We start from the raw sequence: 12,658 nt of genomic DNA on the forward strand, positions 1-12,658 counted from the left end.
GTTGCACCCCTGCGCGGACCACCCGCGCCGCCCCGACCACCCCCGTGATCGCAGGAGGTCCACCCGTGCCCTCACCGCTGAGCAGGCGCACCCTGTTCCAGGCCGCAGGCGTCGCCGTCGCGGCCACCGCCGTCCCCGGTCTCGTCCAGGGCGTCGCGCGGGCCGCGTCCGTGCCGCCCGCCCGCCCGGACATCGGCGCGGCGGCCTCCGCGTTCGACGTCGGCCAGGTCCGGCTGACCCCCGGCCGCTGGATGGACAACCAGAACCGCGCCCTGTCCTACCTGCGCTTCGTGGACCCGGACCGGCTGCTCTACAACTTCCGCGCCAACCACCGCCTGTCCACGGCGGGCGCCGCGCCGCTGGCCGGGTGGGAGGCCCCGGACTTCCCGTTCCGCACCCACAGCCAGGGCCACTTCCTCACCGCCTGGGCGCAGGCGTGGGCCGTGCTCGGCGACACCACCTCCCGCGACCGCGCCAACCACCTGGTCGCCGAGCTGGCCAAGTGCCAGGCCAACAACGCCGCCGCGGGCTTCACCGCCGGCTACCTCTCCGGCTTCCCCGAGTCGGACCTCGACGCCCTGGAGGCCGGGACCCCCAAGGCCGTCTCCTACTACGCCCTGCACAAGACCCTGGCGGGCCTGCTGGACGTCTGGCGGCACCTCGGCAGCACCCAGGCGCGCGACGTGCTCCTGCGCTTCGCGGGCTGGGTCGACTGGCGCACCGCCCGCCTGTCGCAGGCGACCATGCAGCGCGTGCTGGCCACCGAGTTCGGCGGCATGAACGCCGTCCTGGCCGACCTCTACCAGCAGACCGGCGACGCCCGCTGGCTGGCCACGGCCCAGCGCTTCGACCACGCCGCCGCCTTCGACCCCCTGGCCGCGAACCAGGACCGCCTCAACGGCCTGCACGCCAACACCCAGGTCCCCAAGTGGATCGGCGCGGCCCGCGAGTACAAGGCCACCGGCACGACCCGCTACCGCGACATCGCCACCAACGCCTGGAACATCACCGTCGCCGCGCACACCTACGTGATCGGCGGCAACAGCCAGGCCGAGCACTTCCGCGCCCCCAACGCCATCGCCGCGCACCTGGCCACCGACACGGCCGAGGCGTGCAACACCTACAACATGCTCAAGCTGACCCGTGAGCTGTGGCTGCTGGAGCCGACCAAGGCGGCCTACTTCGACTTCTACGAGCGCGCCCTGCTCAACCACCTGATCGGCCAGCAGAACCCGGCCGACGCCCACGGCCACATCTGCTACTTCACCGGCCTGAACCCCGGCCACCGCAGGGGTCGCACGGGGCCGGCGTGGGGCGGCGGCACGTGGAGCACCGACTACAGCACGTTCTGGTGCTGCCAGGGCACCGGCATCGAGACCAACACCAAGCTCGCCGACTCGATCTACTTCCGCGACGGCACGACGCTGACCGTCAACCTCTACACCCCGTCCACCCTGACCTGGTCGGAGCGCGGCATCACGGTCACCCAGAGCACCACCTACCCGGCGAGCGACACCACCACGCTCACCGTGACCGGCAGCGCGAGCGGCTCGTGGACGATGCGCCTGCGCATCCCCGCGTGGACCTCGGGCGCGACGGTCGCGGTCAACGGCACGCCCCAGAACGTGGCCGCAGCACCGGGTTCCTACGCCTCCCTGACCCGCTCCTGGACCTCGGACGACACCGTCACCCTCCGCCTGCCCATGCGCGTGACCACGGCCCCCGCGCCCGACAACCCGAACGTCGTCGCGGTCACCTACGGCCCGGTCGTCCTGGCGGGCAACTTCGGCAGCACCACCCTGTCCGCGCTACCCGCGCTCGACGTCGCCTCGATCACCCGCACCAGCACCACCGCGCTCACCTTCACCGCCCGCTCGGGCGGCTCGACGGTGAACCTCGGCCCGTTCCACGACGCCCACGGCTTCAACTACACCGTCTACTGGAGCATCGGCGGCGGCACGACCACGCACCGACTGGTCAACGCCGCCAGCGGCCTGGTCCTGGGCATCCGCGACATGTCCACCGCAGACGGCGCGCCGGCCCTGCAGTGGGGCGACACCGGAACCGCCGACCACAACTGGGAACTCGTCCCGGACGGCTCCGACGTGCGCTTCCGCAACGTCCACAGCGGCAAGGTGCTGGGCGTGGAGAACATGTCGACCGCGAACGGCGCCCGCGTCCTGCAGTGGGGCGACACGGGGACCGCCGACCACCGGTGGACCCTGATCGACAACGGCGACGGCACCCACCGCATCCGCAACGCCCACAGCGGCAAGCTCCTGGCGATCGAGAACAACTCCACCGCCCAGGGCGCGCCGGCCGTCCAGGACTCGGACAACGGCACCCCGGACAACCGCTGGAGGCTGGTGCGCAACGGGTGAGGGCCGACCGGGGGACGGCGGCGGCAGCCGTCCCCTCGGTCCGGGCCGGCCTGCACCAGCACGCCGGCACAGACGAACCGCGCCGAGACCACCCGGCATGGGCGCGGATGGCAATCGTCCGCAGGGGACAGCGCTAAAAGGAGCGGCTATTTTTAGCCATTCCGCTGAACGGGTCCCGGCGTTGACGCCCTTCCTGGACGGCGGTTACGGTGCCGAACAGGGAAAGTTTCCGCTCTGCCAACGAGAAATGGCCACCAGCTCGCTCCCGATTAGTCCTGGGAGCGCTCCCAAAGTTGGGTGTCGCAATAGCCGCCTCCCGGCTCCGGCCGGTGGTGCGGCGCGCGTGGAAAACCTCCGCCCCTCCCCAGAGGAGAACCGCATGAGACTGCCCCTCCGACGACTGGCCGCCTGCGCCGCGGCCCTGCTCGCCGCCGCGCTGCTGCCCGCCGCCCCGGCCTCCGCCGAGTCCAACGGCGGGACGCGGGTCATGCCGCTGGGCGACTCCATCACCGAGGGCACCCAGGTCCCCGGCGGCTACCGGATCGGCCTGTGGCAGCGGTTCGTCTCCGGTGGGCACCGGGTCGACTTCGTCGGCTCCCAGTTCAACGGGCCCGCCTCGCTCGGGGACCACGACCACCAGGGGCACCCCGGCTGGCGCATCGACCAGATCGACGCCAACGTCGCCACCTGGCTGCGCAACACCACCCCGCGCTCCGTGCTGCTGCACATCGGCACCAACGACGTCCTGCAGAACTGGAACGTGGCCAGCGCGCCCTCCCGCCTGTCGGCGCTGATCGACCGCATCACGTCGACCGCGCCGAACGCCGACGTGCTCGTCGCGACGATCATCCCGATCGCCAACGCGGGCCAGGACGCCGCCGCGCGGACCTTCAACGCCGCCATCCCCGGCATCGTGCGGAGCAAGGCCGACGCGGGCAAGCGCGTGCACCTGGTCGACATGCGCTCCGCGCTCACGACCGCCGACCTGGTCGACGGCGTCCACCCCACGGCGGGCGGCTACGACAAGATGGCCGCGACCTGGCACAACGCGCTGCGCGCCATCCCCGGCAGCATCGGCGAGCCCGGCGGCTCGCCGGGTGGGCGGCTGGTCAACACCGCCTCGGGCCGCTGCGTCGACGTGCCGGGGTCGACCACCGCCAACGGCACGCAGCTCCAGCTGTGGGACTGCCACGGCCAGCCGAACCAGTCGTGGGCGCTCAACTCCGCCAAGCAGCTGGTCAACGGCGCCAAGTGCCTGGACGCCTCCGGCCACGGCACGGCCAACGGCACGCAGGTCGTGCTCTGGGACTGCCACGGCGACACGAACCAGCAGTGGACCGCCAACGCCGACGGCACGATCATCGGCGTCCAGTCCGGCCTGTGCCTGGGCGTCGCGGGCGGCGACACCGCCAACGGCGGCAAGCTCGTCCTGTGGTCCTGCGGCGGTCAGGCCGACCAGCGGTGGACCCTGCGCGTCCCCGCCTGACCGGCCCCGGTGTGATCATCCGCTGTTCCGCCGACACGATTTCCACGTGAATGCGCATATCTCAACAAAAATCTGCCGCTTTACGTGCGGAATCAACCACGTCCCACAACCGAACCCGCAGGAAAACCCCAGTTCGGCGGCGTTTTCCGAAGCGCTCCGCCGCCGCTTCGGAAACGCGGAGCTACCGGCCATTCGGTCCTGTACAGGGTTTTTCGCCTGCGGTTGGGTTGCCCGCATGTACAACGCCATTGTAATAGGTGGTCGCTGTGCCGGAGCCGCGGTCGGGACGCACCTGGCCAGGCGCGGTCTGCGGGTTCTGGTCGTCGACCGCTCCCGGTTCCCCAGCGACGTGCTGTCCACGCACTTCGTCTGGCCGCACGGCGCCTCCTACCTGAACCGGCTGGGCGTCCTCGACCAGGTCCGGGCCGTCACGCCCGCCCACACCTCGGTCACCGTCGTCAACGACGGGATCGCCCTGCGCGGCAGCGTGCCGGAAGAGCTGCTGCGCAACCAGTTCCGCCTGCTGCACGACGACGACAGCGGCATCACCCAGGAGTACTTCTCGGTCCGCAGGCACGTGCTGGACAAGCTCCTGGTCGACAACGCGGTCCGGGCGGGCGTGGAGTTCCGCGAGGGGTACACCGTCACCGAGCTGCTGCGCGACGAGGACGGGACCGTCGTCGGCATCCGGGGCCGGGACGGCTCGGAGGAGCGCGCGCAGGTCGTGATCGGCGCGGACGGGCGCAACTCGTTCGTCGCGCGCGCCCTCGGGCTGGAGAAGTTCGACGAGCGCCCGCGCTGCACCTTCGCCTACTGGAGCTACTTCAGCGGCATCCCCGACGCCGAGGCGCAGATCCACCGCCGGGGCAGGCTCGGCATGGCCATGGCCTCCACCAACGACGGCCGCACCATGGTGCTCACCTGGGGGCCGAGCGAGTGGGCCGCGCAGTTCCGGGCCGACGTCGAGGGCAACTTCCACCGCGCGCTCGGGCTGATCAGCGAGCAGGCGGCGGTCACGGTCGCCCAAGCGCGGCGCGAGGAGCGCTTCTACGGCACGCTCGACCAGGCCGCGTTCCTGCGGCGGCTGCACGGTCCCGGCTGGCTGCTGGTGGGCGACGCCGAGTCGTTCAAGGACCAGTGCACCGCGCTCGGCATCACCCACGCCCTGCGCGACGCGGAGCTCGCGGCCGAGGCGGTCGGCCGGTGGCTGGGCGGCGAGACCGACCGGGACACCGCCATGGCCGGGTACGCGGCCAAGCGCCGCAGCCAGACCGCCGCCGCCTACTACGACTACGTGTGCACGCTCGCGGAGATGAAACCGCTGCGGCACGACGAGCTCCAGCTGTTCGCGATCCTGCGCGGCAACCAGACCGAGATCGACCGCTTCATCGCCACCCACGTCGACGTCGCCCCGGTCTCGGAGTTCTTCGACCCCTCCAACGTGTTCCTGCTCAACGACACCGCCAAGGAGTCCTCGCGCGGCCACGAGGCGTTCACCGACTTCGAGGCCGCCTACCGCGAGCACCAGCGGAACCCGTTCCAGCGCGCGGAAGCGGAGGCGAGCCGATGACCGGGACCGTGGCCCACCAGCGCGAGGACGGCGAGCTCGTCGCCGCGATCATCACCGCCGCCGACGGCGCCGAGGCGGACCCGACCACCGCCGCCAAGACCGTCGCCGCGGCGGCGCGCGAGGTGTCGGACATGATGCGCAACTGGGCGTCCCACATCCCCTGGGAGGACCTGGAGGAGCTGGACGCGCTCCCCGCCGACGGGGCGGCCCGCTTCTTCGCCGAGGACTACCCGGCGGTCCGCGCGGACCTGGAGCCGATGTGGGAGCCGGCGACCACCGCCGCGCCCGCGATCGATCCCGACGAGGACTACGCGCTCGACAAGAACGCCTACGACTTCTTCCGCCCGGTCGGCGCGAACCTGCTGCACCGCACCGAGGAGTTCCACGGCTGGGTGGAGGCGCGCAGGCGCACCGAGACCTGGCAGTACTCCCGCGTCCTGGAGGCCGCGCCCGGCGGGATCGCGACGATCACCAACGACCTGAGCAAACCCGCGCAGGGCATCAACTTCAACTCCCAGGACTACCTGTCGTTCAACGCCCACCCGGAGATCCGCGAGGCGGCGGTCCGGGCGATGCGCGACTTCGGCCCGCACAGCGCCGGGTCGCCCATGGTGCTGGGCAACACCCGCATCTCCGACGAGCTGGAGGCCGTCCTCGGCGAGCTGGTGGGGCTGGAGCACGTGACCCTGTTCTCCAACGGCTGGTCGGCGGGCTTCGGCACGGTCACCGGGCTGGTGCGCCAGGAGGACCACATCCTCATCGACCGCCTCGCCCACTCCTGCCTGCAATCCGGGGCGCGCGCGGCGACGAGGAACATCACCCGCTACACGCACCTGGACGTCGAGTCCGTGCGCGCCAACCTGGCCCGCATCCGCGCCACCGACACCCACAACGGCATCATGGTCATCACCGACGGCCTGTTCTCGGTGGACGCCGACTGGCCGGACGTCGTCGCCCTGCAACAGGTCTGCCGCGAGCACGACGCGATCCTGCTGGTGGACGTGGCGCACGACCTGGGCTCGATGGGCCCCGGCGGCACCGGTGTGCTGGGGATGCAGGAGATGCTCGGCGAGGTCGACCTGGTCATGGGAGCGTTCTCCAAGACCTTCGCCTCCAACGGCGGTTTCGTCGCCGCGAAGTCCCCTGCGGTGAAGCAGTACATCAAGATGTTCGCCGGGTCGCACTTCTTCTCCAACGCCCTGTCCCCGATGCAGACCGCGGTGGTGCTCAAGGCGGCGCAGATCGTCCGGACCGACGAGGGCGAGGCGCTGCGGGGCCGCCTGTTCGCCGCGATCCACGCCCTGCGCGACGAGCTGACCGCGCGCGGCCTGACGTGCATGGGCTCGCCGAGCCCGATCGTGCCGGTCCTGATCGGCAACGAGAAGCTGGCCAGGACGGTGAACCGGCTGCTGTTCGACCGGGGCGTGCTGGCGTTCATGGTGGAGTTCCCGGTGACCCCGACCGGCGCCTCCCGCTTCCGCCTGCAGGTGCAGGCCGCACACGAGCCGGAGCAGGCGAGGCAGGCGGCCCGCGTCATCGACGGGGCGCTGCGCGACGCGCGGGAGTACCTGTCGAGCGCGTTCGGCAACTCGTTCTGACACAAGGGTTTCCGCCGTGTCGTCGCCGGTGCGCCGGCCGACGGCGATACGGCGTCAGAGCTGCCTGCCCGCCTGCTTGAGCGTCTTGATCACCGGCGCGGTCTCGACGTGCGTCACGGCGGGCAGCGCGGCGATGCGCGTCGTCAGGTACCGGCACAGCGCGCGCTGGTCCGCGCACACCGCTGTCGCGCAGAGGTTCGTGGGCCCGGTGGTGGCCGCCGCGAACGCGACCTCCGGGTGCTGCGCCAACGCCGTCCCGGCCTCCGCAAGGTGCGCGGGGGCGACCGAGAGCCACAGCAACGTCCGCGCGCCGACCCCGAGCAGCGCGGCGTCCACGTCGACGTCCAGGTACAGCACCCCGTGCTCGCGCAGCTCGCCCATCCGCCGCCGCACCGCGGTCGGCGACCAGCCGGTCAGCGCGGCCAGCCGCTCGAACCCGGTCCGCCCGTCGACGGCGAGCGCGGCGAGCAGCGCGCGGTCCCCGTCGTCCAACCGCACCGGTCCTGGCCTGCGCTGCACCGGGTCCGGCCGCAACCGCCCGACCTGAGCCTCGTCCAGCGCCCCGAGCTTGGCGATCAGGTTGTCCGGGCCGCCGTAGAACGCGTGCAGCACCGAGTGCGCGCTCACCCCCTCCACGCGCGGGGTGCGGGGGAGCCTGGACAGCAGCAGCGCCTCGCTGTCGGCCGCGCTCTCGGCGCGCACCGCGCAGGTGATCTCCGCGCCCCCGGAGGCGATGCTCACCCAGGACGTGTCGGCGCGCCGGGCCAGCGCCTCGGCGACGGGGAGCGCGGCGGCGGGCGCGCAGCGAATCCGCAGGAACCACATCACCGCGCCCAACGCGGTCGGGTCCACCCCACCGACCACCCGCAGCGTTCCGGTCGAGCGCAACCGGGCGTACCGGCGGGCGACGGTGCGGTCGGAAACGCCGAGCACCTCGGCGATCACGCTGAACGGGGCCCGGCCGTCGAAGCGCCCTGTCCAAGGCGGGCGGCGTGCAGTCCCGCGTGCTGGAGGTCTTCGACCAGCGCGGCCTGCTGGAACCGCTTCTGGCCACCGGCGACCACCCGAGCGGAACCGCCCACTTCGCGGGCATCACGCTCCCGCTCACCAGGTCCAGGCACCGCCACCCGTGGCGCTCGATCCCGCAGGTGGTGGTCGAGGGCGTCCTGGAACAGCACCTCGCCGAACACGACGTGCACGTCCAGCGCGAGCACGAGCTGACCGCCCTCACCCAGGACGAGGAGTCGGTCACCGCCACCTTCGCCGACGGCGCCACCGTCCGCTGCCGCTACCTGGCCGCCGCCGACGGCGCCCACAGCGCCGTGCGCTCCCTGCTGAACGCTGATTTCCCCGGCCGTCCCGGCACGCACACCGTGGTCGCCGCCGACGTTCGCTTGGAGGGCCACGACACCACGAACACCCACACCCGAGGCGACGACGGCAACTGGGCGCTGGTGTTCCCGCGGGGCGTGGACGAGCGCGGAAGGCCGCTCCCTCGCGTCTTCGGAGAAGTTGTCCCCGCCGGAGTAGCGCAGCGGGTACACCAGCCGCGTCCTCCCGGCCAGCGCCCGTTCCCTGGCCTCCATCGTCCGCCACTCGGCGAGGCACCAGGGCGACTGGAAGTACGGCGGCGACCAGACGGCCACGAGCACCTTGCTGCGCGCCAGCACGTCCCGCAGCAGCGACGGCCACCGCACCCCGGTCTCGGCCTCCAAGTCGAGGAACACCTCGGAGCTGCCGAGCTCGTCGGCCAGGCAGTCCTTCAGCATCTCGTGGAAGTGGTCCCGCACCCACGCACCCGCGTTCCCCGGCCCCGACCTGCGATAGCTGAGGAACACGTCGAACCGGTAGCCGTCGAGCAGGGGCAACAGTCCGGGAAGCCCTGGCGGACCCGCCATGCCCGGTCATCGTCGCGTCCGGAAGGCCTGTTACCCGGCCCTCTCCGGGGACCTGACCGACCTTCCGTCTTTCACGCTCTGGTCCAGTCGGTCGGTACCAGCGCCCCCTGTCCCTGTCGCCAGCGCTGGATGACGGCGGAGCTGAAGACCTCCTGCTCGAGGTCCGCGTGCTCCATGACGATCACCTGCAGGGCGCCGCCGAGACCGTTGATCGTGTCGGCGATCACCTGGTAGGCGCGCAGCAGGGCGATCCGGTCGGACTCACGTTCCGGCTCCAGACCTGCGTTCCTGTAGTCGGCGGGGAAGTACACCTGTGAGGGCTGGTCCAGGACGAGTAGTCGCGGCACGGGACGGTCGTGCTCGGTGAACCACTCGTGCAGGCTCAGCAGCACGGCCAAGTGGTAGCCGAGCCAGTTCTCCCCGCCGCCCATCTCGTTGAGGGGCACCGGGCCCGCTGAGGTGTCGGCCACGACGCTGAGCTGGCGCAGGTCCAGCCGCACGGGCGCCTCGGAGTGCTCCAGGCGCAGCGCGCGGGCTTTGGTGGAGATCTTCCGGTTGATCAGGGAGAGACTGCTGTTCAGGCGGTCGGCCTGGACGTCGTCGCTGAGGAGGTCTTCCAGCGCCTGGATGCCGGCCCGCAGCACCTCGCGCCTGTCCGGGATGCGCGGTGCGACGGCCAACCGGCCTGTGGTCTCCAGGAAGAGGCTGATCCTGCCGGTGACCGAGGCCGCGCGCAGCGCGCTGTCGTGGAAGCGCGCGATCGCGCGGGCGCCCGCTTCGAGGACTTCACGCTCCTCGTTGTTGGCGCTCAGGGCTTGACGCAGTTCGCGCTGCTCCTCCTCGACCTGGGTGATCAGGCTCTGGAGCTGGGCGGTGTCGTCGTTGACGAACACCACGTCCGCGTCCAGGTGCTCGAGGTCGGCGCGCAGCGCGGAGATGGTCTCGTTGGCGTCGGTGACCTCGTTGCCGCACACCGGGCACCGGTCGGTGGAGGTCTCGTTCCCGATGCGCAGCAGGTTGAGCGAGGCCAGCCGTTCGTGCTGGTCGATGGCGTGGGTGAGGAAGTCGCCGCGCTCGCGCAGCGCCTGCTTCAGAGCCGTCAGCCGCGCCCGTGCCTGGTGGTAGGCGCTGCGCAGTTCGCTGCGCTGCTGCTCCAGGTGCTGGAACGGGTCGTCGGTGCCGGTCGGGATCTCGGCGCCGCCGGGCAGCGGAGCGCGCACGGCTTCGGTCAGCAGCCGCAGGGCCTCCTCTCCCGTGAGGTCGTCCACGGAGCGCTGGGGGAGCAGCGAGACTTCGATCGCCTCCCTGACCAGCGCCCGCGCCTGCCCCGGCGCGGGGGTGGCTGCCTCCTGCCTGGCGAGTTCGCGCTCGTGGTCGCGCAGATCGGCCCGCAGTCGGCGCAACCGGGCGCGCAGGGCAGCCTGCTCGGGGTCGACCGCCCCGAGGAAGTAGGGGAGTACGTCCCGGATCGCCTGGGTGTGGTGGTCGCGCCCCTGGGAGTGGAACAGTTGCTCGGGGTTGGCGATCTCGTTCTGCCCCTGGGCGCAGAAGAACAGCACTTGCCGGATCGAGGGGGACATCGTGTTGCCCCTGGTGCTGGGCAGGCGCACCGTGCGGTCGATCCCGCAGAAGTCGGCGAGCTGTCCGCGGGCTGCGTCCAAGGCGAAGGTGAAGCGCATCTCCTCGCGCGCCAGCGGCGCGTCACCGAGCTGCTGCTGGACCAAGCACAGCTTGGTGGAGGCGGGGGTGATGCCCTTGAGCGGCGACGGGCGTGCGATGAACAGCCTGCGGTCGCCACTGGTGATCTGGATGGCGAAAACGGCCACGTGGTCGCGCACGACCCCTGCGCTGACCGGGTAGTCGTTGCTGGCCATGCAGTAGTCGACGATCGTCCAGAGCGAGGTCTTCCCGGTCAGCGAGTCACCGGTGATGATGTTGAGGGCGCCCGGTTCGAAGTCCAGGGTGCGCACCTGGCCGGGACGTCGGCCGTACAGGGTCAGCGAGGTGAGCTGCCAGGTCAAGGGCGTACTCCGAGCAGGGTGAGGGTCGTGGCGGTGGAGCCCGCGGTGGGGAGCCACCGCCCCAGCATGTGGGCGGCTTTCTGGATGGCGGTCGTTTCGCGGGACGTTCCGGTGATGGCCGCTGGGATCGCACGCCTGGTCAGGCTGACCATCGAGGAGTCGAGCGCCAAGACCCCGGTTTGCAGTGCGAACAGCAGGCCCGGACGCACCACGTCGGCCAGCCCAGGGACGTTGGCGGCCATGTGGACCTTGACCGCGCCGTTGTCCTCCACCCACTTGGGCAGGTTGGCCGAGGTGTTCTTCGGCAGCAGGTCGCGGACGGCCGGTTGGAAGGCCATGATCGCGGCCATGACCACGATGGGCAATCGGCAGGAGGGATTGTGCTTGGCGGCGTGGCCTTGGACGACGCGGGCGCACACGAGGCCGGTGAAGGCCGGGTTGAACAGCGCCCGCTCCTCCCTGCTCCAGGAGGTGGCCGAGGTCATCGGCCCCCCACCGGTTCCAGCAGGGCCATCAGCCGTGCCACGAAGTCCGGGTGCCAGCCGACGCTCTGCTCGTCGGCGAGCATGTGGTAGGACCCCTTGGTGACGAACGGCTCCTCGCAGCCGGGACGGATCGCGAACCGCGCGTCCTGCTCGACCCAGCGGTAGATCGCCTTCGCCTCCCGGACCTTCTCCTCCTCGGCCGCCTGCTCACCGAGGTCGTCGCACATGGCGTCGAAGCGGGTCTCCCACTCCTCCAGCAAGCGGCGTTCGTACTTGCCCAGTTCCCCCGGACGCAGCAGGTTCTCGTTCGACCACCGCGACCGCTGGGCGAACGCGCGCATGTAGTCCCGCACCGCGTGGCGCACCCGGTTGCCGCCAACGCCCACCAAGCGCAACTGGTGGACGAACGTCTTGTCCCCGTGCTCGGCGCCGGTCTCGTCCAGGTCTGCGATCTCGGCGTCGATCGGCAGGTTGCCCGGCCGGAACTCGTCCCGGCGCTCGCTGAACACCTCGTCGAACTCCAGACCGGTCACCGCGCCGGCCGAGCGGTCGCGCAGCTGGGACACCACGCGCTGGAGGAACCACCCGTCCATCCGCTCCACCAGCACCTCGGCGTGCTTGTGCCCGACGGCGATGCTGGCGAGCCCGATCAACTGCGCTCTGACCTGCTCGATGTCGGGACCGGCGTCGAGCACCTGAACCTGAGCGAGCAGGTCACGTCGTTGTGGGGCGTCGAGCTTGTCCCACTCCTCGTAGGCCGCTTTGTTGGTCTTGCTCTTCGAGTTGGCCCGTGCCTGGTCGAGCACTTCGAGCGCCTTCGTCTCGTCCCGGCCGCTGTTCGAGCCCGGCGGGCGCAAGTAGTAGGCGGCACTGCCCTGCGCGGCGTCTGCGGTCGTCAGCAGGAAGAAGGTCGGGGTGTCAGAGCTGTCACCGCGAGCGTTCCACTGCGTCACCCAGATCCGCAGGCTCTTCCACAGATCGGGATCAGCGTTGGTGATCCGGGTGTCGGGAGCGCGGTGCTTGAGCTGCCAGAGGTCGCGCTCGCCCTCACGTTGGACCTCGATGTCGTCACCGGCTTCCACCGCGACGCTCCAGTCCAACACCCCCGATTGGAACTGCTCAAAGCAGAACAGCAGTGCCCTGCGCAGCTGGTGGAGGTATCCCACAGCCGACGCGGAGGCCTCGAACAGTTCGAGCTGCTCTCCCACAGGTACCTCCT

At 71.1% G+C, this 12,658-nt stretch carries 8 protein-coding genes and 2 pseudogenes; 5 read left to right on the forward strand and 5 right to left on the reverse strand.

The genetic code is table 11. The features are described from left to right. Positions 1–65 precede the first annotated feature (65 nt). The 4 genes from AMIR_RS15530 (at position 66) to AMIR_RS15545 (ending at position 7,035) form a co-directional block, all read left to right on the forward strand. Positions 66–2,381 carry a beta-L-arabinofuranosidase domain-containing protein gene (locus AMIR_RS15530; RefSeq protein ID WP_015801910.1) on the forward strand — a complete coding sequence of 772 codons (2,316 nt, stop codon included), beginning with the start codon at positions 66–68 and terminating at the stop codon, positions 2,379–2,381. 379 nt (positions 2,382–2,760) lie between these two features. Further along, positions 2,761–3,867 (forward strand): ricin-type beta-trefoil lectin domain protein, encoded by a 1,107-nt coding sequence (locus AMIR_RS15535; protein WP_015801911.1) that lies wholly within the window; start codon positions 2,761–2,763, stop codon positions 3,865–3,867. 235 nt (positions 3,868–4,102) lie between these two features. Then, complete coding sequence (locus AMIR_RS15540) at positions 4,103–5,437, forward strand: NAD(P)/FAD-dependent oxidoreductase (protein ID WP_015801912.1); 1,335 nt, start codon at positions 4,103–4,105, stop codon at positions 5,435–5,437. Beyond that, on the forward strand, positions 5,434–7,035 hold the full coding sequence (locus AMIR_RS15545) for an aminotransferase class I/II-fold pyridoxal phosphate-dependent enzyme (protein ID WP_015801913.1): 1,602 nt from the start codon (positions 5,434–5,436) through the stop codon (positions 7,033–7,035). Before AMIR_RS15540 ends, AMIR_RS15545 begins: the two co-directional genes overlap by 4 nt. Before the next feature lie 54 nt (positions 7,036–7,089). Here AMIR_RS15545 and AMIR_RS15550 read toward each other — a convergent pair whose 3' ends face one another. Further along, entirely contained in the window at positions 7,090–7,968 is an 879-nt protein-coding gene (locus AMIR_RS15550; RefSeq protein WP_245554618.1) for an Lrp/AsnC family transcriptional regulator, read from the reverse strand. 71 nt (positions 7,969–8,039) lie between these two features. Here AMIR_RS15550 and AMIR_RS40305 point away from each other — a divergent pair. Continuing rightward, a pseudogene (locus AMIR_RS40305) lies at positions 8,040–8,399 on the forward strand (FAD-dependent oxidoreductase); the annotation flags it as partial. A gap of 165 nt (positions 8,400–8,564) precedes the next feature. Here the strand turns inward: AMIR_RS40305 and AMIR_RS41900 are convergent. From AMIR_RS41900 to AMIR_RS15570, 4 genes and pseudogenes are all read right to left on the reverse strand, one after another. Next, positions 8,565–8,933 (reverse strand): annotated as a pseudogene (locus AMIR_RS41900) (TIR domain-containing protein); the annotation flags it as partial. Positions 8,934–9,004: 71 nt separating this feature from the next. Further along, on the reverse strand, positions 9,005–10,954 hold the full coding sequence (locus AMIR_RS15560; protein WP_015801916.1) for a DUF3732 domain-containing protein: 1,950 nt from the start codon (positions 10,952–10,954) through the stop codon (positions 9,005–9,007). Beyond that, positions 10,951–11,439, reverse strand: a complete 489-nt coding sequence (locus tag AMIR_RS15565) for a three component ABC system middle component (RefSeq protein WP_015801917.1) — start codon at positions 11,437–11,439, stop codon at positions 10,951–10,953. The genes AMIR_RS15560 and AMIR_RS15565 overlap by 4 nt, the downstream gene beginning before the upstream one ends. Beyond that, entirely contained in the window at positions 11,436–12,647 is a 1,212-nt protein-coding gene (locus tag AMIR_RS15570) for an ABC-three component system protein (RefSeq protein ID WP_015801918.1), read from the reverse strand. Before AMIR_RS15570 ends, AMIR_RS15565 begins: the two co-directional genes overlap by 4 nt. Between the last annotated feature and the right edge of the window lie 11 nt (positions 12,648–12,658).

Source organism: Actinosynnema mirum DSM 43827 (assembly GCF_000023245.1).
GTDB classification, from domain to species: domain Bacteria; phylum Actinomycetota; class Actinomycetes; order Mycobacteriales; family Pseudonocardiaceae; genus Actinosynnema; species Actinosynnema mirum.

Excerpts from the sequence above, each read along its gene's own strand:
- AMIR_RS15540 (WP_015801912.1), top strand. The coding sequence starts at position 4,103 with ATGTACAACGCCATTGTAATAGGTGGTCGCTGTGCCGGAGCCGCGGTC.
- AMIR_RS15565 (WP_015801917.1), bottom strand. The coding sequence starts at position 11,439 with ATGACCTCGGCCACCTCCTGGAGCAGGGAGGAGCGGGCGCTGTTCAAC.
- AMIR_RS15535 (WP_015801911.1), top strand. The coding sequence starts at position 2,761 with ATGAGACTGCCCCTCCGACGACTGGCCGCCTGCGCCGCGGCCCTGCTC.
- AMIR_RS15545 (WP_015801913.1), top strand. The coding sequence starts at position 5,434 with ATGACCGGGACCGTGGCCCACCAGCGCGAGGACGGCGAGCTCGTCGCC.